At 68.1% G+C, this 22989-nt stretch carries 23 protein-coding genes; 13 read left to right on the top strand and 10 right to left on the bottom strand.

The genetic code is table 11. The features are described from left to right. Window positions 1-1377: a CoA transferase gene (locus MKL09_RS13105; RefSeq protein WP_244020677.1), complete on the top strand. Its 1377-nt coding sequence runs from the start codon at window positions 1-3 to the stop codon at window positions 1375-1377. A gap of 244 nt (window positions 1378-1621) precedes the next feature. On the opposite strand, the gene MKL09_RS13100 is transcribed toward MKL09_RS13105, so the two are convergent. After that, entirely contained in the window at window positions 1622-1999 is a 378-nt protein-coding gene (locus MKL09_RS13100) for a hypothetical protein (protein WP_244020676.1), read from the bottom strand. An 845-nt stretch (window positions 2000-2844) separates the two neighbouring features. Beyond that, on the bottom strand, window positions 2845-3597 hold the full coding sequence (locus tag MKL09_RS13095) for a Crp/Fnr family transcriptional regulator (protein ID WP_244020675.1): 753 nt from the start codon (window positions 3595-3597) through the stop codon (window positions 2845-2847). Between the two features lie 221 nt (window positions 3598-3818). On the opposite strand from MKL09_RS13095, the gene MKL09_RS13090 reads away from it, so the two are divergent. The 3 genes from MKL09_RS13090 (at window position 3819) to MKL09_RS13080 (ending at window position 6155) form a co-directional block, all read left to right on the top strand. Further along, entirely contained in the window at window positions 3819-4070 is a 252-nt protein-coding gene (locus MKL09_RS13090) for a DUF6894 family protein (RefSeq protein WP_244020673.1), read from the top strand. A 212-nt stretch (window positions 4071-4282) separates the two neighbouring features. Continuing rightward, a complete protein-coding gene (locus tag MKL09_RS13085; protein ID WP_244020670.1) occupies window positions 4283-5167 on the top strand; it encodes a lytic transglycosylase domain-containing protein in 885 nt (294 codons plus the stop codon). An 85-nt stretch (window positions 5168-5252) separates the two neighbouring features. Continuing rightward, the gene (locus tag MKL09_RS13080) at window positions 5253-6155 is read left to right on the top strand and encodes an alpha/beta hydrolase (RefSeq protein ID WP_244020668.1); all 903 of its coding nucleotides are present in this window, start codon (window positions 5253-5255) and stop codon (window positions 6153-6155) included. Window positions 6156-6174: 19 nt separating this feature from the next. Here MKL09_RS13080 and MKL09_RS13075 read toward each other — a convergent pair whose 3' ends face one another. The 4 genes from MKL09_RS13075 to MKL09_RS13060 form a co-directional block, all read right to left on the bottom strand. After that, window positions 6175-6795 carry a GNAT family N-acetyltransferase gene (locus MKL09_RS13075; RefSeq protein WP_244020666.1) on the bottom strand — a complete coding sequence of 207 codons (621 nt, stop codon included), beginning with the start codon at window positions 6793-6795 and terminating at the stop codon, window positions 6175-6177. Window positions 6796-6951: 156 nt separating this feature from the next. Further along, window positions 6952-7971 (bottom strand): zinc-dependent alcohol dehydrogenase family protein, encoded by a 1020-nt coding sequence (locus MKL09_RS13070; protein ID WP_244020664.1) that lies wholly within the window; start codon window positions 7969-7971, stop codon window positions 6952-6954. Between the two features lie 152 nt (window positions 7972-8123). Continuing rightward, window positions 8124-8513 carry a type II toxin-antitoxin system VapC family toxin gene (locus MKL09_RS13065; RefSeq protein WP_244020662.1) on the bottom strand — a complete coding sequence of 130 codons (390 nt, stop codon included), beginning with the start codon at window positions 8511-8513 and terminating at the stop codon, window positions 8124-8126. Further along, window positions 8510-8752, bottom strand: coding sequence for an AbrB/MazE/SpoVT family DNA-binding domain-containing protein (locus MKL09_RS13060; RefSeq protein ID WP_244020661.1), 243 nt, complete (start codon window positions 8750-8752; stop codon window positions 8510-8512). The genes MKL09_RS13065 and MKL09_RS13060 overlap by 4 nt, the downstream gene beginning before the upstream one ends. A 226-nt stretch (window positions 8753-8978) precedes the next feature. Here MKL09_RS13060 and MKL09_RS13055 point away from each other — a divergent pair, with 226 nt between their 5' ends. After that, entirely contained in the window at window positions 8979-10340 is a 1362-nt protein-coding gene (locus tag MKL09_RS13055; protein ID WP_244020659.1) for an O-antigen ligase family protein, read from the top strand. Window positions 10341-11501: 1161 nt separating this feature from the next. Here MKL09_RS13055 and MKL09_RS13050 read toward each other — a convergent pair. Together MKL09_RS13050 and MKL09_RS13045 are read right to left on the bottom strand one after the other, a co-directional pair. Next, on the bottom strand, window positions 11502-11939 hold the full coding sequence (locus tag MKL09_RS13050; RefSeq protein ID WP_244020657.1) for an acyl-CoA thioesterase: 438 nt from the start codon (window positions 11937-11939) through the stop codon (window positions 11502-11504). A 59-nt stretch (window positions 11940-11998) separates the two neighbouring features. After that, complete coding sequence (locus MKL09_RS13045; protein ID WP_244020656.1) at window positions 11999-13747, bottom strand: pyrroloquinoline quinone-dependent dehydrogenase; 1749 nt, start codon at window positions 13745-13747, stop codon at window positions 11999-12001. A gap of 361 nt (window positions 13748-14108) precedes the next feature. Here MKL09_RS13045 and MKL09_RS13040 point away from each other — a divergent pair, with 361 nt between their 5' ends. After that, window positions 14109-14408 (top strand): hypothetical protein, encoded by a 300-nt coding sequence (locus tag MKL09_RS13040; RefSeq protein ID WP_244020655.1) that lies wholly within the window; start codon window positions 14109-14111, stop codon window positions 14406-14408. Between the two features lie 29 nt (window positions 14409-14437). Next, window positions 14438-14869, top strand: a complete 432-nt coding sequence (locus tag MKL09_RS13035) for a hypothetical protein (RefSeq protein WP_244020654.1) — start codon at window positions 14438-14440, stop codon at window positions 14867-14869. 44 nt (window positions 14870-14913) lie between these two features. On the opposite strand, the gene MKL09_RS13030 is transcribed toward MKL09_RS13035, so the two are convergent. Next, window positions 14914-15447, bottom strand: coding sequence for an ankyrin repeat domain-containing protein (locus MKL09_RS13030; RefSeq protein ID WP_244020653.1), 534 nt, complete (start codon window positions 15445-15447; stop codon window positions 14914-14916). A 142-nt stretch (window positions 15448-15589) separates the two neighbouring features. Here MKL09_RS13030 and MKL09_RS13025 point away from each other — a divergent pair, with 142 nt between their 5' ends. After that, window positions 15590-15808, top strand: coding sequence for a hypothetical protein (locus MKL09_RS13025; protein ID WP_244020652.1), 219 nt, complete (start codon window positions 15590-15592; stop codon window positions 15806-15808). A 233-nt stretch (window positions 15809-16041) separates the two neighbouring features. Here MKL09_RS13025 and uvrB read toward each other — a convergent pair whose 3' ends face one another. After that, window positions 16042-18777, bottom strand: a complete 2736-nt coding sequence (gene uvrB, locus MKL09_RS13020) for an excinuclease ABC subunit UvrB (protein ID WP_244020651.1) — start codon at window positions 18775-18777, stop codon at window positions 16042-16044. A 99-nt stretch (window positions 18778-18876) separates the two neighbouring features. Between uvrB and MKL09_RS13015 the strand changes: the two genes are divergently transcribed. From MKL09_RS13015 to coaBC, 5 genes are all read left to right on the top strand, one after another. Further along, window positions 18877-19362, top strand: a complete 486-nt coding sequence (locus tag MKL09_RS13015; protein WP_244020649.1) for a VOC family protein — start codon at window positions 18877-18879, stop codon at window positions 19360-19362. A gap of 158 nt (window positions 19363-19520) precedes the next feature. Continuing rightward, complete coding sequence (locus MKL09_RS13010) at window positions 19521-20138, top strand: hypothetical protein (RefSeq protein WP_244020648.1); 618 nt, start codon at window positions 19521-19523, stop codon at window positions 20136-20138. Further along, the gene (locus MKL09_RS13005; RefSeq protein WP_244020647.1) at window positions 20128-20514 is read left to right on the top strand and encodes a transcriptional regulator; all 387 of its coding nucleotides are present in this window, start codon (window positions 20128-20130) and stop codon (window positions 20512-20514) included. The genes MKL09_RS13010 and MKL09_RS13005 overlap by 11 nt, the downstream gene beginning before the upstream one ends. 77 nt (window positions 20515-20591) lie before the next feature. Beyond that, a complete protein-coding gene (locus MKL09_RS13000) occupies window positions 20592-21314 on the top strand; it encodes a di-trans,poly-cis-decaprenylcistransferase (protein WP_244020646.1) in 723 nt (240 codons plus the stop codon). Between the two features lie 51 nt (window positions 21315-21365). Then, window positions 21366-22634, top strand: coding sequence for a bifunctional phosphopantothenoylcysteine decarboxylase/phosphopantothenate--cysteine ligase CoaBC (coaBC, locus tag MKL09_RS12995; protein WP_244020645.1), 1269 nt, complete (start codon window positions 21366-21368; stop codon window positions 22632-22634). Window positions 22635-22989 lie beyond the last annotated feature (355 nt).

The raw sequence follows: 22989 nt of genomic DNA, 5'->3' as shown, positions 1-22989 counted from the left end.
ATGCCGGATCTCGTCGAAGACTTGGCCGCGCAGATCCGGCTTCCCCGCGAAGACCCTTCGCGGGGAAGCCGGATCACCGGGGCCGGCGCCCTCCCCTCCGCGTTCCGGGTCACCGAGCTTGCCGCGGCCTCGATCGCGACCGCCGGCTTGGCGCTCGCGGACGTTGTGGGCCTCGACGGATCGATCGCGGTGGACCGGCGGCTCGCTTCCGCCTGGTTCGCCACGTCGCTGCGGCCGGACGGCTGGCGGGTCCCCGCGCCCTGGGACCCGATCGCCGGTGACTACCGGACCCGGGACGGCTGGATCCGGCTCCACACCAACGCCCCGCACCATCGGGCGGCGGCCGAGCGGGTGCTTGGCGCCCAGGCCGACCGGGCCGGCATGGAACGGGCGGTGGCCACCTGGGACAAGGGCGACCTGGAGGCGGCGATTCTGGCCGAGGGCGGCTGCGCGGCCGAGATGCGCGGGCCCGACGCCTGGGCGGCCCATCCCCAGGGTCGGGCGGTGGCGGAAGAACCCCTGGTGGCGTTCGAGCCGGCCGCCGACCGGACCGCGTCGCGCTGGCGGCCCCGGCCGGAGCGGCCGCTGGCGGGCTTGCGGGTGCTCGACCTGACCCGGGTGCTGGCCGGCCCGGTGGCGACCCGGTTCCTCGCCGGGTTCGGGGCCGACGTGCTGCGGATCGATTCGCCCGACTGGAGCGAGCCGGCCATCGAGCCCGAGGTGACGCTGGGCAAGACCTGTTCCCGCCTCGACCTGCGCCGGGCGGCCGACCGGGCGACCTTCGAGGCGCTGCTGGCGGGGTCGGACGTGCTGGTCCACGGCTACCGCCCCGGCGCCCTCGACGGTCTCGGCTACGGCCCGGAGGCGCGGCGCGCCCTGGCCCCGGGCCTCGTCGACGTGTCGCTCGACGCCTATGGCTGGACCGGCCCCTGGGCCGGACGGCGCGGCTTCGACAGCCTGGTGCAGATGAGCTGCGGCCTCGCCCAGGCCGGCCAGGTCTGGCGGCAGGCCGAGGGTCCGGTGCCGCTCCCGGTCCAGGCGCTCGACCACGCCACCGGCTACCTCATGGCGGCCGCCGTGCTTCGGCTGCTGGCCCGGCGGCTCCAGGACGGCACCGGCGGCCAGGCCCGCCTGTCGCTGGCCCGAACCGCGGCGTTCCTGATCGCGGCCGGCCCGGCCGAACCTGAGCCGGCGCTCGCGCCCGAGACGCGCGAGGATCTCGCCCCGGAGGTCGAGGCGACATCGTGGGGGCCGGCGCACCGCCTGCGGCCGCCGCTGACGGTGCCCGGGATTGCGATGCGCTGGGACCGGGCCGCCCGCCGGTTGGGGGATGACGCGCCGGCCTGGGCGGTGGAGCCGGCGGCAGCCGGGCGGTAGGAAGCGGATATCGGCCGTCTTGCGGTCGAGCGGACGGCGTTGGCGAAACGTCGGGTTCGGCGCCGTCCGTGTTTCGACCCGTGTCGGGCCTGCCGAAGACCGTCGGGGTTTTGCAAACGCGATCCCGTGTCGGCCGCCGTGCGAGGTCGGCTCGGGATCGAAAGCGAAAAACGAAACCGACCTTGAGACGCCCCGGATCGGTGATCGAGCAGGACGGCGCGTCGAGGCCGGTGCCGCCGTCGCGTCATGCGGCGACGGGCCTCACCACCACATCCTCGGGGTAGACCAGGGTTGCCATGACGCCGGACTGGATCTGAGCGAAAACCTCGCCGAGATCGCCTGTGCTCTGCATCAATAAGGCGCAGGAGAGGGCGATGATGTGCGGGGTGAAGTCGGTCCCATCGGCCAGGAAGTCACGGATCGCGTCGCCGAGGGACGCGCTCGCATCCTCCTCCGACAGGGAACTGAGGACCTGCGCGCAATCCTGCCGGAGTGACGCGATTCCGCCGTCCACGACCGAAACCCATTGCCGGTTATGGTCGTAAATGACCCAGCGCACCGACCCGGTCGCCACGGGGGCTAACCCTGCGAGATAGCGCTGAGCGGCTGCGTCATCGAACATGGCGTGGGCTTTAACGTCCGCCCTTCGGAACGCCAACGTGTCGTCTGACCCATGTGGAGCACGACGGATCCGCCTCGACAAGTCTCCACGCTCGGTGGCGCCTGGAACTCTGCCCTTCGGCTTGAAGCGGTCGTTCCGACCTGGCCGAGTTCACGTGCCGTTTTCCGGAAATCTCGCTAGAAAACTGATCGTTTTTTCGTGTGGAAACGCCGGCTCTTCAGGATGAACGCCCCAGCGCGCGATCTCTCTGCGGGCGCTGAATTAGACCGTTCTCCCTACGAGCGGTATGAGTATCGATGAAAGCCGCCGCAACGGCCTCTAGATCGGAGGCCGGGCTGGTAGCGTCTCCGGCCATACCTGCAGAGCCGCAAGCTCAGAATGTAAATATTTTACCTTCGAGTAATATCATAAGTATAGTATTTTTCTGACGTTTTTACAACTGCTCTTGCAATGCTAGGGTGTATTCGTTGCCGCGATCCGCGGCGTTCTGGCGAAACAGAACCACCATGGATATGCCGACGCCCAGCCCCCCGGGCTCGAAAGCGGATCATAAGTCACGGGCCAAGCTCGATGAATTAGCCAGAACACTCGGTTGTTCAGCGGACACGTTTTTCCGCACACCGAGCTATTCCAAAGCCGCTGATGCTGCTCAGCTTCTCCAGATGTGGCTGGCCATCCGATGCAGCGAAGGACGGCACACCATACTCACTCTTGTTCGTGAGCTGACGAAATCTCAAATACGGTAAGTCGCCACGATCTGATGACTTTCCGTGTGGAAGCCATGCCCAATTCGCTCGATCATGATCACGACGGCGTCGAGCGGTCCTTCACGAAACGACCGAGACCTATTCGGAATCGCGGCAACCCAAGTGCAGGTAAGTCGGGTCGAATTCCGCGATTGCTGTCAGCCGATCCCAGTCGTGAACCGTCAGTCGCCGACTGCGCAGGGTGATCAATCCAGCCTCTGTCAGATCGCCGAGGGTTCGATTGACGTGGACCGGCGTGATCCCGAGCGCATCGGCCAGTTCGTGCTGCGTCATGGGCAACGAACAGGTTCGCTCCGGCGCCAACCCGACCACGTCCAGACGTGTCATCACTTCGCAAAACAAATGGGCCATGCGAGGATAGGCTTCGCGCCTGCCGGTATTGAGGATCCACTGGCGAACGAGGGCGGCATCGATCAGCGAAATTCGCCAGAATACATCGCCGATACGCGGATGAGCCTGAAACAGCGCTCGCATCGCATCGTGCTGGACAAAGCCCACCCTGCACGGACCGATCGAGGAAATGCTGTTGTCGAGCAATTTCAGATGCAGGCTCTGGATATCCGGCACATCCCCAGGGACGTGGAACGCCGCGATCTGCCGCTTGCCCGACAGCGTGGTCTTGTACGTCGAGACGAAGCCGTCCAGCACCGCAAAACAGCGGGCGGGACGATCGCCTTCGCGCACGATGTCTCGATAGGCGTCGAACTGTGCGACCTGCATGGGTAACGCGCAAAGCGCCGCTCTCTCATCCTCGGTGAGGGTGAAGAGGGCGACACTCTCCACCTTGCGCACGAATGGATGGGGGGCGGATCGGCGCGGTAGGGCGGTCATGGCGGCTCCTCCCGAGCGAGGGCGTAAAACCCGAAGCCATCACCGCCTAAATTCAAATATAACAATGATCAATTGCGAACTTTAATCGCGAAGATGCAAATATCAATCTATGTTAGTACATTTCCCGATGTCGCATGGGACGGTATTCGATCGCCGGAATGGTCATTCTAATTCGCCATGGCCCATTCATCAGTTGTCACTTGATCCTTGTCGAGGAAAAAATGCCACGCTATTTCTTCGATATTCACGACGGATCGTTCGCACGCGATCACGAGGGGGTCGATTGCGCTGACCTCGACGCTGCACGCCGGCAAGTCAAACGGACGTTATCGGATTTCGCCAAAGACTTCCTGCCGAAAGATGGTGAGCAGCACTCGTTTTCGATCGTGGTTCGCGATGAGCAGAACCGCTCAGTCTACACGGCCACGCTTGCCTTCAACGGGTTCTGTCTTGAAAATCCCGTCGCGACGTAAGGCAGCCCGTCGAGGGAGCATCCGTTGCAGCGCTCCGGTATGAGCGGGCCGCGATCATCGGCGTCGTGGTCCGGCGCTGATCCGGCTTCCACCGCGCTTCGCTCACGCCTCAGGATGAGGGCCTGGGTGGGATCTCCGGAGGGCCTGCGCCGCGTCATCACCCCCCAACCGTACGGATTGATCCCCCCGTGCGGCCCGCTACAAGCGGTTGTGTGATCGCCCCCCGCCTGCGCGTCTGCGCCCTTCTCCCGCTCCTCCTCGCTGGCCCGGCCGCCGCGGCCCCGTCCGAGGGCGCGACCGAGACCGTCGAGCAGGCGCTCTGCCGCCTCATCGACGCGTCCGCCAAGGCGCGCGGGCTGCCGGTGCCGTTCCTGACCCGGCTGATCTGGCGCGAGAGCAGCTTTCGCGTGGGCGTCGTCAGTTCGGCGGGCGCGCAGGGCGTCGCGCAGTTCATGCCCGGCACGGCGCGCGAGCGCGGGCTGCTGGATCCGTTCGATCCCGAGCAGGCGATCCCGCACGCCGCCCACCTGCTGGCGGATCTCAAGACCCAATTCGGCAATCTCGGGCTGGCGGCGGCCGCCTATAACGGCGGTGCTGCCCGGGTGAGCAAATGGCTCACCGGCGATGGCGGCCTGCCCGCCGAGACCCGGGCCTATGTCGCCGCCATCACCGGAGCGCCCGCCGAGGATTGGCGGGGCGGCGCGGCGATCACCTATCCCGAGGGTGGCGCGCCCGAGGCGAAAGAGAAGCCCGAGGCGCCGGCGACCTGCCTGCAGGTCACCGCCAGCCTGCGCATCCCGTCCCGCGGCGACCGCTTCGCGATCGGGCCGAACGAGGGGCCAGCCGCGCCCTGGGGCATCCAGCTCGCCGGCAACTTCTCGAAGGCTTTGGCGCTGCAGAGCTTCAACCGGACCCGGACCGCCTATGCCGGGGTGATCGGCGAGGCGCGGCCGATGATCATCGGCACCCGCCTGCGCAACCGCGGCACCCGGGCGTTCTACCGGATCCGCCTCCCGGCCCAGAGCCGGCAGGCCGCCGACGACCTGTGCGGCCGGATCCGCAAGGTCGGCGGCGCCTGCATCGTGCTGCGCACCTGATCTTTTCGCCCTCCGGCCGCGCTCCGGTCATGAATCCGCCCCGAGCGGCGCTCTGAATGGGCCGATCAGGGCAACCGGACGGGATATGACACGGCTCCTCATCGCGCTTGCCAGCCTTCTCGGGCTCGGGCTCGCGGCCTACGGCTTCAGCGCCGCCTCGCCGCTGACCCTGTTCGACGCGATCGGCCCGCGCGATGCCGGCGGGCGCCTCGCGGCCCGCGACCAGCCCTTCGGCGAGGGCAAGCGGCGGCGGCTCGACGTCTACGTGCCCACGGTGGCGGCCGAGCGGGCGCCGGTGCTGGTGTTCTTCTACGGCGGCTCCTGGCAGAGCGGCGCCAAGGACGATTACGCCTTCGTCGGCCACGCGCTCGCCGCCCAGGGCTTCGTGACCGTGCTGCCGGATTACCGGCTCTATCCGGAGGCGGCGTTCCCGGGCTTCCTCGAAGACGGCGCCGCGGCGCTGGCCTGGGTGCGCGACAACATCGCGGCCTATGGCGGCGACCCGCGCCGGATCGTGCTGGCCGGCCATTCGGCCGGGGCCTACAACGCCGTGATGCTCGGCCTCGACCCGCGCTACCTCACCGCCGCCGGGGTCGATCCCAAGGCGATCAAGGCGGTGGCCGGCCTGTCCGGCCCCTACGACTTCCTGCCGCTGGACCAGGACACCACGCTCAAGGTGTTCGGCCAGGCCCCGGACCTGCCGCTGACCCAGCCGATGACGTTTGCCGGCCCGCTCTCGCCCCCGACGTTTCTCGCCACCGGCGAGGCCGACACGGTGGTGAAGCCCCGGAACACGATCAGCCTCGCCGCCAAGCTGCGCGCCGCGCATGTGCCGGTGCAGGAGCGGGTCTATCCCGGGCTCGACCACAAGGACACGCTGCTCGCCCTCTCGGTGACGTTCCGCTCCAAGGCCCCGGAACTCGCCGAGATGGCCTCGTTCCTGATGCGCCAGGCGGCCGGGCGGTCGCAGTATACGATGCGGCGGTGAGGGGTTCGGCGCGCGTCGGTCACGCCAGCAGCGGCACGTGCGGGGCGCTCGTCCGGGGCAGGATGCCGGTGAGCCGCGGGTCGGGCGCCACCTCGACCGTGACGGCGCAGGGCGTGAAGCCGGAGCGCTTGTAGAAGTTGAGCGCCCCGGGGTGGTCGAACGTGCAGGTATGCACCCAGAACCGCCGGATCGGCCGTGACCAGGCCCGCGCGATCGCCGCGTCGATCAGGGCCCGTCCGAGCCCCTGCCCGATCGCATTCGGGATGAGGCCGAGGAAGGCCAGCTCGCAGCTGTCCGGCTGGCGAAAATCCAGCTCGAGCAGGCCGAGATCCGTGCCGTCCCGGCGGAGCGCCAGGATCTCCACCCGCGGGTCGTCGAGGATCGCCCGCAGCGCCTGGTCCGACAGGGTCAGCCGGGAGAACCACAGCCAGTCTGCGCCGACCGCCCGGTACAGCCCGCGATAGGTCTCGCAATCCGGCCGCACGAGGCGGTGCAGCGCCATCCCGTCCGGGACGGGTTCGGCCGCGCGCGGGGCCGGCGGCCCGACCATCTCGAGGCTGGTGACGATGGCGGCGATGTGGCCCGGCGGCACCGGCGAGAAGCCGATGGGGAGCGCCGGGGTGGCTGGGTTCGTTGGCATCGGCTCGGCGCTGGGGCGGTCGCGAAGGCCGCGAGCCTAGAGGCGAGCCCGATCGCGTTGCAATCGGGCTCGCCTCCAAGTCTTTGATGTGACGCGCTCGCTTGCGCCGAACCGGTATCCACTTCGGCGGCGCGCGCTCGACCCGATCACGGCCCCTCAGATCTGGATGCAGATCTTGCCGAAATGCCGGTTGCTCTCCTGGTGCCGGAACGCCGCCACGAGCTCGGCCAGCGGGTAGACGCTGTCCACCACCGGCCGCAGGCCGCAGGCCTCGATGCCGCGGATCATCGCGATCTGGTGGCTCCGGCTGCCGACCAGCACGCCCTGGAGCCGGATCTGGCGGATCAGCGCCGGGACCAGCGGCAGCGGGCCGGCCACGCCCGTCAGGATCCCGATCACCGAGATATGGCCGGCGACGCGCACGGCCTCCATCGACTGCTCCAGCGTCCCCGGGCCGCCGACATCGAGCACGTGGTCGACCCCGCGCCCGTCGGTGAGCCGCTTTGCGGTCGCACCCCAGGCTGGCTCGGCGCGGTAGTTGATCAGGTGGTCGGCCCCGAGGCCGCGCAGGCGCTCGAGCTTCGCGTCGCTGGACGAGGTCGCGATCACCGTCGCGCCCGCCGCCTTGGCGAATTGCAAGGCGAACAGCGAGACGCCGCCGGTCCCCTGCACCAGCACCACGTTGCCGCTCTTGAGCCCGGCATCGGCGTGGAGCGCGCGCCACGCGGTCAGTGCCGCCGTGGTCAGCGTCGCCGCCTCGGCATGGTCCCAGCCCCGGGGGGCGTGGGTGAAGGACGTGGCCGGGGTCGTGACCCGCTCGCGGGCGTAGCCGTCGACCCCGTCGCCCGGAACGGTGGAAAAACCCTCGACCTGCGGCGTGCCGTCGAGCCAGGTCGGGAAGAAGGTGCTGACCACCCGGTCGCCGACCGCGAACCCGTCCACCCCGGGACCGACCGCCTCGACCTCGCCCGCCCCGTCCGACATCGGCACCCGCAGCTCGCTCGGCCCCCACAGGCCGCTGACCACGGCGTAGTCGTGATAGTTCAGCGAACTCGCGCGCAGGCGCACGGTGATTTCGCCGGGTCCCGGCTCCGGGACGGGGCGCTCGCCGAACCCCACCGTGTCGAACCCGCCGCCGGGCTGGACGATGACCGCCCGAGATGCCGATTGGCTCATGGTGCACCTGTTCGTTGCGCGGGGCCGGCGGGTGTTCCCACGATCCCGGCCCGACCGAACTGGCCGCTACGCCCGATGCAGGAGCGGCGGCAAGAGCATTCTGCTCGATGAAGCGTCACATCCAAGAAGTCCTGCCTCAAAGAAGTCCTGCCTCAGCGGATCAGCTCGATCGTGACACCGGCGGCCCCGGCGATGTCCGGCCAGCGCCGATCCGCAGTGAGAGCGGGCACGCCTTCTCGCTTCGCCAGAGCCAAGCAATAGCGGTCCCCCAGCGATAGGCCGCCTTCGAGCGTGATCGAACGTAAGAGGCCCGCATCGTAGGACAATGCCGCATCGACGGGAAACAGGCGGATCGGCAGGGGCTGCAGCAGCATCTCGATGTCGTGGCGTCCAGCGCCAAGCTTGGCGTAGTGGCTGACCACCTCGGCGAGGTTGACGGTCGTCATGACGGAACCGTCGAGCCCGGCCTTCACCGTGTCGGCCCCGCGCTCTCCGAGCAGAAGCGCGAGCAGCGCGGAGGCATCGAGGACGAAGCGCGTCATTCGCGCTCGGCCTCGCGGGTGCGGTCGACCAGGAAGTCTTCGACGGAGGCGCCGACTTTGCCGCCGATCAACCGGCGGCTCATGTCCTGCGCGCGTGCCACCACCTGATCCAGCGTCCGGAGCACGATGGCGTCGCCGATGTCCTCGACGATGACCTCGCCGCCGTTGCCGAGCCCGTGCCTCCTGCGAAGGTCGGCGGGCAGACTCATCCGCCCATCCGGCATCACCTTGGCTTTCATGGGGCGCCTCCATGTTATGCCGTAAACGGATCTATACGCCAGGAAGTATCTTCAATGCCAGATCCGCCACTCTAAGCCGTCACCGTCGCAGGCCCCCTCCCGCGATTGCCCCCGCTAAGGTTATCGCCAGATCTTCCGCTGCAACCGCAGATCGCCCCATCGCCCCGGCGAGCGCAGCCGCTACAATGAGCGGTGCCGCATCCCGCGGCCCCGGCGGTGGAACGGCATGGCTACGGCGGACGCGGCGATCGGGATTCCGGCCGGGACGGCCCGGCACGACAGAGTCGGGCGCGACGTGCCGGATAGCCTGCGCGTGCTTCTGAACGGCGTGGTGTTCGTTCTGCTGTGGAACCACGTCTGGTTCGAGGACCTGTCCGACCGCTCCGCGCTCGCGGCCTCCGAGGCCGGAAGCCTGCTGACCCAGGTGCTGTTCGTGGTGGCGGGTCTCGGCATGGCGGCGGCGCTCCACCGGATCGGGTTTCGCCACCTGCGCCCGCTCGCGACCTGGCCGCTGATGCTCTGCGCCGCCTGGCTCGGGCTGACCGCGCTGCTGTCGGTCGAACCGAGCCTGTCGCTGCGGCGGCTCGCCCTGTTCGCCATCGCCGCCATGCTGTCGGCCGGCGTGCTGCTGGTGGCCCGGTCGCCGCGGCAGCTGGCCCTGACCCTGGCCGGCTCCGCCCTGGTGATCCTGGTGTCGTCGTATCTCGCGGTGGCCCTGGTGCCGGATCTGGCGATCCATTCGGCCTTCGACGTGAATTCCGATCCGAGCCATCCGGGCCTGTGGCGGGGTATCTTCCCGCACAAGAACGAGGCCGGGGCCGCCATGGTGATCCTGGTGATCGTCGGGCTCTACGTCGCCTCCGCGGCGAGCCGGGTGCTCGGCTGGAGCATCGTGCTCCTCGCCATCGGCCTGCTGGTGGCGAGCGGCTCGAAAACCGCGATCCTGCTGCTGCCGGTGATCCTCGCCATCACCGGCCTGTGCCGGATCCTGACCGGCGGGATCTTTCGCACCCTGCTGCTGCTCGGGCCGATCGTCGGGTTCTCGCTCATCTCGATCGGCTCGATCCTGGTCCCGGCGATCCAGGACGCGATCGGCGCGCTTCTGACCGACGCGACCTTCACGGGCCGCAGCGAGATCTGGCAATTCGCCCTCGACAACATCCTGGTCCGCCCCTGGCGGGGCTGGGGCATCGGCGCCTTCTGGATGACCGAGCGGACCATGTATGGCGGCTCCGAGGAGCTGACCTGGGTCAACACCGCCAACCACTCGCACAACGCCTATCTCGACACGGCGCTGATCGGCGGCTTTCCGTTCCTGGCGCTCACGATCGTGGCGTTCGTGCTGGCGCCGATGCGCGACCTGCTGCGCGTCGCCGGCGGCCGAGGGCTCGACGCGGAGACGCTGCTGTTCCTGCGCCTGTGGTTCTTGGGGCTCGTCTCGGCCTCGTTCGAGACGGTTTTGTACAACGGCAACAACGCCACCTGCTGCATGTTCATGATGGCGGTGTTCGGCCTGCGGCTGCGGACGTGGTACGCGATCGCACGGGGGGCGCCGCAGCCAGACGGGCGAAATCGAGCGGGCTGCTGAAATCGTCCGACAAAGTGGAAAAATCTTCTTTTGGCCATTCAAGTCGTCAGCGCGCGAGACCACTTCCCGACCAAGAGGTTCGCCAGCGACGTGGCTTGTCGGCATCATGCGCTGGCCGATGGAGAAGATTCTACCCCGATCCGGGGCTTTTCCCTCAGCCTGTTAAAATATGCGCGGAATCCAGCACAACAAGATCGCAACAAGTACAGAAAATAGGAGAAGCCCAATCGACGCAATGCCGATAAGAATTTTTATAAGTAATGAGTCGCTTAATTCCGCGCCCTCGTACCAGAGTGGATTCTCGTTGCGCGGGAGCGGGTCTTCGTCGCGCATGGCCAGATCATCCTTGTGCATGATTTGTTCTGGGCCGGGACGCAGACATCCCCAGCCCCCACTGGAGTGGGCGCGACATTTATCGAGTACAATTGTATTGATTGATTGTCGAATACCGTACTGTCCGACGATTCACAAGCCGGATCAAAAATATTAAAGCAAGTTAATAAACAATCGTACTATCACGAAGATTTATTTCGTCAATATTTTTGTAATGGCGTTTTGCTGACGTATAAAACTCGAATAGATAAGTCCATTTCCAAGATGGCCGAGGGCGTTGCAATCGTGGCCGTCAAGTATGTCGTGTGAGTTGTCGTATCCGTATTATCAATGAAACGACGTGCCGGCAAAAATACATAAACGATTTGGTTTTATTATTAAACATACGCAATTTTTCTATCAAAAATTAATTTTAGTGTTGAGATATGAATGATTGCCTCGATGAATTCAAGAACGGTCGGACTTTACGCAAGAAAAAATCAAAAATATTCACATAACTGCTCTTTTCGTCTTGTTGTCCGCGCACTGACTTTCTCGAGAGAATCGACGTCATGCGACGGGATTAGCCCGCGTTCGGCACCTGCTTCTCCTCAAGGCTCACCACCATGGAGAGCCTCATTCAGGACACCGGCTCTGACCGGCGACACCCACGGCATCCTGGGCTGCGCCGGAGCCCGCCTCCTGCGGACCGGTTGAGCGGGGATCCAGCGCCGGGTTCGACTGTCCTGGCACACCGAACGGACTAGGTTCGTGCATGCGCCTCGATCGCCTCGCAATGGTCGCAAGGCTGGGACGGTCAACCCCAAATCCTCCGCTCGGGTAATCCGCTCAGATCCCACCGTCTTCCGGCGGCACCGGGCGCGGGCGCCGATCCTCGCCGATCGCCACGAAGGTGAACGTCGCCTCGGTGACCTTCATGGTGATCTCGCTCGCCCGCTCCCGCCGCCAGACCTCGACCTGGATGCGCAGGGACGAGCGCCCGACCTTGATCAGCCAGGCGTAGAGGCTGACCTCGTCGCCCACGAAGACCGGGTGGTGGAAGGTGATCGCGTCGACCGCAATGGTGGCGCAGCGCCCGCGCGAGCGTCGCGCCGCGACGTTGCCGGCCGCGAGGTCCATCTGAGCCATCAGCCAGCCGCCGAAGATGTCGCCCGCCGGGTTGGTGTCCGCGGGCATCGCGATGGTGCGGATCACCGGCGCCCCGCGATGGCTCGGCTGCGTGTCCGCACCCGCCTGCGCGCGGTTTGCGCTTCCCTCGTCAGCCATCGTCCGGATGAGTCCCCACCGCAATCGGCTGGAACTCTTCCAGTTAAGCTGAGGGGCGGTCAATCGGGCAGCGCGAAGACCAGCAGTGCGTCGCCGGTGCCGAACCCGGCCGCCTTGGTGTAGGACGCGCCGCCTGCTGCCACCGCCAGGTACTGCTTGCCGTCGAGCGCGTAGGTCATGGCCGGGCCGCTGATGCCGGCACCGCACTGGAACTGCCAGAGCAGCGTGCCGTCGCGGGAATCGTGGGCGTCGAGATGGCCGTCCTCCTCGCCGGAGAAGACCAGGCCGCCGGCGGTGGCGAGCGTCCCCCCCGAGAGCCGGCTGCCGGAGCGCATCGTCCAGGCGATCTTGCCGCCGTCCGTGAGGTCGACCGCGGTGAGCGTGCTGAAGGACGGCTCGCCCTTCGCCTCACCAGTCTCGGTGTAGCGGATTTCCGGCCTATCCCCGGAAGCCGGCACGGTCTTGACCGTGTAGGTCGTCGCGCCGTGGCGGACCTGCACGTAGGCGAGGCGCCCGTCATAGGCGGTGGGCGGCCACGAGACGGCGCCCAGCGGCCCCGGCGCCACCACGGTCCCCTGCGGGGTCGGCGGCGCGAACAGGTTCTTCTGCTCAAGCAGCGGGGCCGAGCGTTCGAGCAGCTTCCCGGTCGCGCGGTCGTGGACGTAGATCCAGCCGGTCTTGCTCGCCGAGGCCACGGCCTTGGCGCCGCTCGGCCCGTCGAGCAGGAACGGCGGCGCGGCGACGTCGTAGCCCCATTCGTCGTGCGGCACCTGCTGGGAATACCAGCGCAGCTGCCCGGTGCGGACGTCGAGCGCCACGAGGCACATCGTGTAGAGGTTGTCCCCCGGGCGCGAGAGGCCGAAATTCTGCGGCGCCGGGTTGCCGGTGCCGAGGAAGATCAGGCCGAGATCCGGGTCGTAGGCCGGGGTCATCCAGAGGGAGCCGCCGCCGACCCGCCAAGCCTCGCGGTTGGCCGGCGCCGCCGCCTTCTCGGCGGCGATGTCGCGCTGGAGCGGTACGCCGTCCACGGTCTGCGCGACGAAGCCGCCCTCCCAGCCCTCGGATGGGGTAACGTACCAGCGCCAGCGCTCCGCGCCGGTCTTGGCATCGTAGGCCGCGAGCCAGCCGCGCCGTCCGTAGCCGCCCTCGATCCCGACCACGGCGCCGCCGTCGAGCCCGCCGGCCTCGTCCTCGACATGCAGGCCGTAGCCCGCCCCGGTGACCCCGACGATCACCAGCCCCTCGGCCACCAGCGGCGGCATCTTGAAGCCAAGCCGGCTCGACCCCTGCACCGCCTTGCCGCCGAGCTTGCCCGCCAGATCCGAGGCGGTCTCGCTCTCGCCCTCCTCCGGGCGCACCGCCTCCTTGTCCCAGACCACCCGGCCGGTCTTGGCGTCGAGCGCGATCAGCCGCCCGTCCATGGTCGCCTCGAACACGAGGCCGTCCGACACCGCGAGCCCGCGATTGGAGGGCGGGCCAAAAATCTTTTCCGTGCGCGGCTTGTGCACGTAGGTCCAGAGCGGCCGGCCGGTGCGGGCATCGAGCGCCGCGACGTTGTTCTGGGTCGTCGACATGTAGAGCGTGCCGTCGACCATCACCGGCTGGGCCTGGAAATAGCCGGTCACCCCGGTCTGGAACATCCAGGCCGGCCGCAGCCGCCCGACGCTGGCGCGGTCGATCTGGGTGAGATCGGAGAAGTTGCGGTTGCTGTGGTCGTGGCCGAAGGCGGGCCAGGGGGTCTCGGCGGCGATGGCCGGGAGGGGTAGGAACGTCGCGAGGGCGATCAGCGCGGGGCGAAATCCGGTCATGGGCGGCACGGCGTTTCCTTCTTATGTGTCGTTTCTCTAGTCATTCACGCGCTTGGCACGCGAACACAATGCGCGGCCTCCTAAACCCGCAGGGCCCTCGCCATCCCGGGCAAGATCGAACGGCGCCCATGCCTTTGGCTCGTCTTCGCATTGCAGTCGTCGCACCGAGTTTCCATCCTCGATGGGATCGCCGCAGCGGATCGCCTGGAAAGCTTCGGAGAACAGATCGGTTCGACGTCCTGGATTCATCATCCCATTCGGACAGCGATCGACGACCCGCACCGGCATCTATGCTACGATCATCTTTGGCCCGATATCTGTTTCGAACGTGGATCGTCCTCATGCGCGGTAGGGCACGGACATGATCGGTACTGAAATCTCCCCGACGCTACAGGCTGCGATCGAAGCCGTCATTCGGCAGGAGCTTGGCCGTTTTGGTGTCAGCGAGGTCGAGGTCATCGACTCCGAGGATGCCGATGGGGACCCCGTCATCCTCGTCAACGTCCATTATCGGGATCCCGAAGCCGAGCCGGATTTCAAGGTGGCCTCCGAGGCACTCACGAAGCTCAATGACAAGCTGTTTGAACTAAAAGAGCCGCGCTTCGCCTACATAAGGCACAAGGTGCCGGAAGCCACGCCTGAGCCGCGCGGCCCGCGGTGAGCCGAGAGCTTCTCGGGACTGCTCGGCGATTGGCGCGGGCGCATCTCGGCAAACCGCGGCAGTCGGATCTCAAGCGCGCGATCAGCACAGCCTATTACGCGCTCTTCCATGCGCTCGCGAAAGAATGTGCGGATCGGCTTGTCGGCACGGGGCGGGACCGCCCCGACAAGGCATGGCGGCACGCGTATCGCGCCCTGAATCACGGGGACGTCAAGAATGCCTGTAAACAGCTGCGCAGCCTCGGGTTCCCGCCCGAGTTGATCCAGGTCGGCGACATCTTTCAGGGGCTTATGGTCCAGCGACACAGTGCGGATTATGACCCGACGCATCGCGTGACCCGTGCCGATGCCCTCGCGGTTATTGCACTGGCCGAAGAGGGTATCGCAAAGCTCGGGTCTGCGCCCGTCAGGGATCGCGTGGCGTTGGCGATCCAACTGCTCTTGAAGCAAAGGTCGGCCTGACCCTCGCCGTCGTCCCGGCGGCGCCTGCCAACACTCCCTGACCCTCACCCCGCCGGCCGTGCCGCCGCGTCGAGCTGCCCTGGTGTCGCTTGGGCGCCCATGGCCCGGGCCATGTCGGCGGCGCTCTGGCCGGAGGCGTCGCGGTAATCCGGGTCGGCACCGTGCTCGAGCAGCAGGGCGACCATCTCGGTGCGGTCGAACATCGCCGCGGTCATCAGGGCGGTGCGGGTTCCAGTGCCGGTGCCGTCCACCGCGGCGCCGTGCCGGAGCAGCAGCCGGGCGATCACGATCTCGTTCTTGAAGGCGGCGCCAGCCAGCGGGGTCTGGCCGCGGTCGTTGGCGAGTTCCGGGTCGCCGCCGGCCTCCAGGATCACCCGGGTCGCGTCCGCCTGGCCGTTATAGGCGGCGAGCATCAGCAGGCTGTCGCCCTTGTCGTTGCGCAGGTTGGCCGGAAGCCCCTGACCGAACAACTCGGCCAGCTCCTCGGCATGGCCCATCCGGGCGTACTGGAAGACCCGGCCCGCGAAGGCCAGGGTCTCGTCGTCGAGCACCGGGGGCGTGTTCGTCTCGGGATTCATCGTCGCTCGCCTGATTCAACCATCGGCCGATCTGGGACGGGACCACGATCCTGTCCAGCATCCCCCGGGAACGTTTTCGCCCGGATGGCCGTTGCAGCCGCCACCCGGGCCATCCTGTCCCGACGCCGTCGGAGCGACGACCATGCCGCGCCCCTATGAGCCGTTCGCCGATGCCCTGCGTATCGCCCGCGAGATCGTCCGCGACCGGGTCGGCGCGGTGACGCGGGCGGCCGTCCAGGCGGATCCGCATGCCTATGACGAGGCCTGCAACGCCCTCGCGCTCCGGATCGCCGAGGCGCTCGTGGACGAGGGCGAGGCGGTGGCGAGCCGCTATGCCGGCCGGGACGACCGGGCCGCCTGAAGGCTGCGGGCCTATATACGGGTCTGAGCCGCAGTCGCTCCTGCAGGGCTCGACGCACCCCCTCTCCCGAGCGGGAGAGGGTTGGGGTGAGGGATCAGGTCTTTCCGGATAAAGCGCATCCCTCACCCTGTCCCTCTCCCGCACGGGAGAGGGGACTCGCGCCTCCTACGCCTACGGCATCACCGCGGCTACGACCGAGACCTGTGTAGCCCGTCAGGACCTGACGTAGGCGGTCAGCCCCGCTTCCGCCCGCCCCCGCCCTTGTATTTCGGCTTCTGGCCGCCGAGCCCCTGCGTCGAGCGCGGCTTGGGCCGATCCTGCCACGGCACCGCGTCGGCCGGCATCTCCCGGTCGGTGCCCGGGCCCATATTGTCGAGGTCGGGCTTGGAGATCCGGGTGCCGCCCGCGCCCCGGGGCGCCTTGCGGCCGTACTTGCCGGCCTCGCGCTCCACGTCCCCCTGCCGGGCCATGGGATCGTCCGAGACCAGCAGCTCCGTGGCCTGGAGGCGCTTGAGCTCGTCGCGCAGGCGCGCCGCCTCCTCGAAGTCGAGATCCGCGGCGGCCGTCCGCATCCGCTTCTCCAGGTCGGCCAGCACCGCCTTGAGATTGTGGCCCACGGTGATCGCGTCCTTGGCCAGGCCGGTATCGACCTGGACGTGGTCGCGCTCGTAGACGCTGTTCAGGATGTCGCTGATCCCGCGCTTCACGCTCTGGGGCGTGATGCCGTGCTCCGCGTTGTAGGCGAGCTGCTTGGTCCGCCGCCGCTCGGTCTCGGCCATCGCCCGCTCCATCGAGCCGGTGATCGAATCCGCGTACAGGATGCAGCGCGCGTCGGCGTTCCGGGCGGCCCGGCCGATGGTCTGGACCAGGGAGGTCTCGGAGCGCAGGAAGCCCTCCTTGTCGGCGTCGAGGATCGCAACCAGGGCGCATTCCGGGATGTCGAGACCCTCGCGCAGCAGGTTGATGCCGATGAGGACATCGAACGCGCCCAGCCGCAGATCGCGAATGATCTCGATGCGCTCCAGGGTGTCGATGTCGGAGTGCATGTAGCGCACCCGCACGCCGTTCTCGTGCAGGTACTCGGTGAGGTCCTCGGCCATGCGCTTGGTCAGCGTGGTCACCAGCGTCCGGTAGCCGGCTTGGGAGACCGCCTTGACCTCGCCCAGCAGGTCGTCGACCTGGGCGCGCGCCGGGCGGATCTCGATCACCGGATCGACCAGGCCGGTGGGGCGGATCACCTGCTCGGCGAAGACGCCGCCGGTGCGCTCCATCTCCCACTTGCCGGGCGTCGCCGAGACGTGGACCGTCTGCGGCCGCATCGCGTCCCATTCCTCGAAGCGCAGCGGCCGGTTGTCGAGGCAGGACGGCAGGCGGAAGCCGTATTCGGCGAGCGTCGCCTTGCGGCGGAAGTCGCCCCGGTACATGCCGCCGATCTGGGGCACGGTGACGTGGCTCTCGTCGGTGAAAACCAGGGCGTTGTCGGGCAGGTACTCGAACAGGGTCGGCGGCGGCTCGCCGGGCCGGCGGCCGGTGAGGTAGCGCGAATAGTTCTCGATGCCGTTGCAGGCGCCGGTGGCCTCGATCATCTCGATGTCGAAGGTGCAGCGCTGGTCGATGCGCTGGGCCTCGATCAGCCGGCCCATCCTGGTCAGCTCCTCGATCCGGCCGTTCAGCTCGTTCTTGATGCCCTTGATCGCCTGCTGCAGCGTCGGCCGCGGCGTGACGTAGTGGGAATTGGCGTAGACCTTCACGAATTTCAGCTCGGCGATCTTCTTGCCGGTGAGCGGGTCGAACTCGACGATCGACTCGATCTCGTCGCCGAACATCCCGATCCGCCAGCCGCGATCCTCCAGGTGGGCCGGCCACAGCTCGATCGAATCGCCGCGCACCCGGAAGGTGCCGCGGGCGAAATCCGCCTGGATGCGCTTGTACTGGAGGGCCACGAGGTCGGCCACGAGCTGGCGCTGCTCGATCTTCTCGCCGAGCGTCACGGTGAACGACATCGCCGTGTAGGTCTCGACCGAGCCGATGCCGTAGATGCACGACACCGAGGCGACGATGATCACGTCGTCCCGCTCCAGCAGGGCGCGGGTGGCGGAGTGGCGCATCCGGTCGATCTGCTCGTTGATCGAGGATTCCTTCTCGATGAACGTGTCCGAGCGCGGGACGTAAGCCTCGGGCTGGTAATAGTCGTAGTAGGAGACGAAATACTCGACGGCGTTGTCCGGGAAGAACGACTTGAACTCGCCGTAGAGCTGCGCCGCCAGGGTCTTGTTCGGGGCGAGGATCAGTGCCGGGCGCTGGGTCTGCTCGATGATCTTGGCCATCGTGAAGGTCTTGCCCGAGCCGGTGACCCCGAGCAGGACCTGGTCGCGCTCCAGCGCGCTGATGCCGCCGACCAGTTCGGCGATGGCGGTCGGCTGGTCGCCGGCCGGCTCGAACTCGGATTTCAGCGTGAACCGGAGGCCGCCTTCGGATTTCTGCGGCCGGTCCGGCCGGTGCGGCACCCAGGTCTGGCCGTCCTTGAACAGCGGGTTGCCCTCGATCAGCAGCCGCTCCAGGGCCGTCACGGTCGCCGAGGCGCCGCCGTCGCCGCCCGGATCCGGCAGGTCGGCCCCCTCGGGCGCCGGCCCGTCCTCCGGCGGTGTCAGCCCGAGCGCCTGGGCGAGGCGCGGATCGACCTCGGCCGCGTCGCCGAGCGTGTAGCCGGCCTGCGGCGCCTCGGCGAAGCCGTTGCCGCCCTTCTCCACCGGGCCGGTTGCAGCCTTGCCGCCTTTGGTTGCGCGGCCTTTCGGCTTGCCCGGACGAGGCTTCTCGGGCTCCGGCGCGATCGGCGGCGGCCGGTTGCGGTTCAGCGCCGGGTTCAGCAACTCGGCCAGATAGGTATCGAGCGGCTTCAACTCGGGCTTCGACGCCTTGGCGGACGAGGCCGAGACGGACACGGCGCGCGGTTTCTTCGGAGCGGGCATGTTCTTCGGAGAAGGCATGGGATCAATATGGGCCGCGCATGCGCCGCGAGAAACCCTCCGCGGCGCGGAGTTTTCCGGCTTCCACGACAGGAGCTCTCGATGACCGCACCGATCCATCCAGAGACCCGCATCGGCCACGTCCACCTCAAGGTCGCCGACCTGGACCGGGCGCTCGGCTTCTATTGCGACGTGCTCGGCCTCGGCCTGACCCAGCGCTACGGCGAGCGCGCCGCCTTCGTCGCGGCCGGGGGCTACCACCACCATATCGGGCTCAACACCTGGGAGAGCCTGGGTGGCCAGCCGCCGGCGCCGGGCACCACCGGGCTGTACCACCTCGCCCTGCTCTACCCGACCCGGGCCGCCCTGGCGGATGCCCTGCGCCGGGTCGAGGCCGCCGGCATTGCCCTGGACGGCGCCAGCGACCACGGCGTCAGCGAGGCGCTGTACCTGCGCGATCCCGACGGGAACGGCGTCGAGCTCTACCGGGACCGGCCGGAGGCGGAGTGGCCGCGCGACCCGGACGGCGCCCTGCGGATGGTCACGGCCCGGCTCGATATCGACAGTCTCCGTCGGGAAGATGGGTAATTACAACTCTTAGGTAGAATTCACCGTGCATTGGCCTCAACCATCCGCCCCGATGCTGAGAAAATTCGCCATGATGACCGGGCGAATTGGCTTGCGGTGACCGGAGCCGGTGGGTACTTTGCGGTGCAAAGCATGATGCAGCGCGGGGGCTGAAGCTCATGCAGGACCTGGACAAGGCGTTGGCCGACATCGTCGCGATCCGCTCGCAGATCGCCCGCGAGACGGCGTTCCGCGGATTGGGCGCGGCCACGGTCGCCGGCACGGGCGGCTTGGCGCTCGCCTGCGCGGTCGGCCAGGCCCTCTGGCTCGGCGATCCGGCCGTGCGGCCGGTCCTGTTCTTCGGCCTCTGGATCGCCGCCGCCCTGGTGGCCTTCGCGCTGATCGGCGTCGAGGCGGTCCGGCGCAGCCGCCGGCTTCATTCCGGCCTCGCCGACGCGATGGTCTGGAACGCCATCGAGGTGTTTTTGCCGGCTGCCGGCACCGGGGCTTGCCTCGCCCTGGTGATCGCCCGCTTCGCCCCCGGCGAGGTCTGGATGCTGCCCGGCCTGTGGCAGGTCCTGGTCGGCCTCGGCCTGTTCGCCTCGGCGCGGATCCTGCCCCGGGCGGTCCAGGGGGTCGGCGCCTGGTACCTGCTCACCGGCCTGGCCGTGCTGGCGATCGCGGCCGAGACGCATGCCCTGTCGCCCTGGGCGATGGGGCTCCCCTTCCTGGTCGGCCAGGGTTGGCTGGCCGGCATCATCCATCGCGGCGCCCGGGCGTTCGACGATGACCTCTGACCGCGACGACGGGCGCTTCTCCTACGAGGGGCTCGACCGGATCATCCACGAGCGCGCGCGGCTCAGCGTGCTCACCTCCCTGGTGGCCCATCCCAAGGGCCTGCCCTTCCCCGATCTCAAGCGCCTGTGCGGGCTGACCGACGGCAACCTGAGCCGGCACCTCGCCGTTCTCAGCGAGGCCGAACTGGTGAGCCTGGAGAAGGGGTTTTCCCTCAACCGAACGCAGACGATCTGCCGCATGACGCCGACCGGGCGCAGGCGTTTCATCGGCTATCTCGGGGTGCTCGAGCAGGTGGTGCGCGACGCGGCCGTGGCGGCGGAGCGAAGTCCCGAGGGCGGGGTGCGCGGCCTCGATCCGGCCACGAAACCGGCCTGAGACCGCCGGATCGCGCAGAGATTGTCAACGCAAACCGCTTAAACCTCAACGCTACGCCCATGCCGGGAGACTTTACGATGCAAAGCGAAGCGGGGCCGGGGGGGCTGCACGCCGCGATCATCATGGACGGCAACGGGCGCTGGGCGACGCAGCGCGGCCTGCCGCGGCTGGCCGGCCACCATCGCGGCGTCGAGGCGATCCGGCGGACCGCCGAGGCCTGCCCGGATCTCGGCATCGGCACGCTCACGCTCTACGCCTTCTCGGCCGACAACTGGCAGCGGCCGGACGACGAGGTCGGCGGCCTGATGCGGCTGCTGCGCTCCTACCTGCGCAACGAGACCCAGCGGCTCGCCCGCACCGGGACCCGGCTCAGCGTCGTCGGCCGGCGCGACCGCCTGCCCCGCGGCATCCCCGAGGCGATCGCCTCCGCGGAGGAGGCCACCGCGTCCGGCACCCGCCTGCACCTGCGCATCTGCGTCGACTATTCGGCCCGGGACGCGATCATCGCGGCGGCGCAGCGCCTCCAGGGCGGCGACGCCACCCGCGAGAGTTTTGGCGCGCTGGTCGCCGGGCAGATGCACGGCTCGCCAGTCGACGTCGACCTGGTGATCCGCACCGGCGGCGAGCAGCGCCTGTCGGATTTCCTGCTCTGGGAGGCGGCCTATGCCGAACTCCATTTCACCGACCGGATGTGGCCCGATTTCGGCGCCGACGACCTCGCCGCCGCGGTGGCCGAGTTCGCCCGCCGGGACCGGCGCTTCGGCGGCCTGAAGACCGCGGCGGTCCCGGCGGCGGCCTGAACGCCTGCGCCCGCTTGACGGGCGCGATGCCTCAGGCAGAGGCTTCCAGCCATGACCGAGACCCTCGCCAACCGCCGGATCCTGCTCGTCATCGGCGGCGGCATCGCGGCCTATAAGGCCCTCGACCTGATCCGGCGCCTGCGCGAGCGCGGTGCCAGCGTCTGCCCGGTACTGACCGCAGGCGCGCAGGAATTCGTGACGCCGCTCGCCGCAGCGGCGCTCGCCGGCGAGCGAGCCCATACCGACCTGTTCGACCGGGCCGAGGAGGCCGATATCGGCCATATCAAGCTGGCCCGGCAGGCGGATGCCGTGGTGGTGGCGCCAGCCACCGCCAACCTGATGGCCCGCATGGCCGGCGGCCACGCTGCCGACCTCGCGACCACGATCCTGCTGGCCACCACCCTGCCGATCCTGATCGCCCCGGCCATGAACGTGCAGATGTGGGCGCATCCGGCGACCCGGCGCAACCGCGCCACCCTGGAGGGCGACGGCGTGCGCTTGGTCGGCCCCAATGCCGGCAGGATGGCCGAGGCCGAGACCGGCCCCGGCCGCATGGCCGAGCCCAACGAGATCGCCGACGCCGTCGAGCGGATGCTGGACGAGGCCGGCGCGCAAGCTCCGGGTCTCGGCTTCCTGTCGGGCCGCTCGAGCGCGTCCGCCCGCCCGCTCGCCGGAAGGCGGGTAGTGGTGACCTCCGGGCCGACCCACGAACCGATCGACCCGGTGCGCTACCTCGCCAACCGCTCCTCCGGCCGCCAGGGTCACGCCATCGCGGCCGCCGCCGCCGAGGCCGGCGCGACCGTGACGCTGGTCTCCGGGCCGGTGTCGATCCCGGATCCCGCAGGCGTGCGCGTCGTCCGGGTCGAGACCGCCCGGGAGATGCTGGTCGCCGTCGAGGCGGCCCTGCCCGCCGACATCGCGATCTTCGCCGCGGCGGTCGCCGATTGGCGGCCCGAGACCGAGGCCGGTTCGAAGAAGATCAAGAAGGACGGCAGCGGCCCGGCCCCGATGCCGCTCGTGGAGAATCCCGACATCCTCGCCACCGTCTCGCACCGGGAATCCGGGCGCCCGCCCCTGGTGGTCGGCTTCGCCGCCGAGACCGACACGGTGCTGGACCACGCCCGGGCCAAGATCGCCCGAAAGGGCTGCGACCTGATCGTCGCCAACGACGTCTCGGCCGCGGGCGGCGTCATGGGCGGGACCGACAACACGGTCCACCTGATCCACCGCGACGGCACGCTGGAGACCTGGCCGCGCCTCGGCAAGGACGAGGTCGCCCGCCGCCTCGTCGCGCATCTGGCCGGTCTGTTGGGTCGCTGAACCGGCGTCACGCCGGCACAATGCAACCGGGCGGCGACGATTTCGCCGCGGGTGTGGCCGCGAGTCCTCGCTCGGTCGAACAGTTTCCAGTTGACGTATTGCCCGCCGCACGACCGCGATGAGGCGGCTGCGTACCGATACGAAATCGGTTTCGGCCCGCAACATTGTCGGAGAAAGGCATTCCAAAACCGCAATTTTCTGCAAATACTCTATCGTAAATCATCGAACCCATATTAAAAATACTTCATTGTTTCGAGAAAAGATTTGAATGGGTGAGTTCAACATTTTATGTATCAATTAAATTGATATTTATAAGAAAATAAATACTCAGAAAAATTTGCAATCCTCCGTTTTT

The sequence above is a fragment of the Methylobacterium sp. J-048 genome, from assembly GCF_022829515.1.
In the GTDB taxonomy this organism is placed as follows: Bacteria; Pseudomonadota; Alphaproteobacteria; order Rhizobiales; family Beijerinckiaceae; genus Methylobacterium.
Note: the sequence above shows the minus strand (reverse complement) of the source record. Positions and strands in the feature narration are given on the sequence as shown.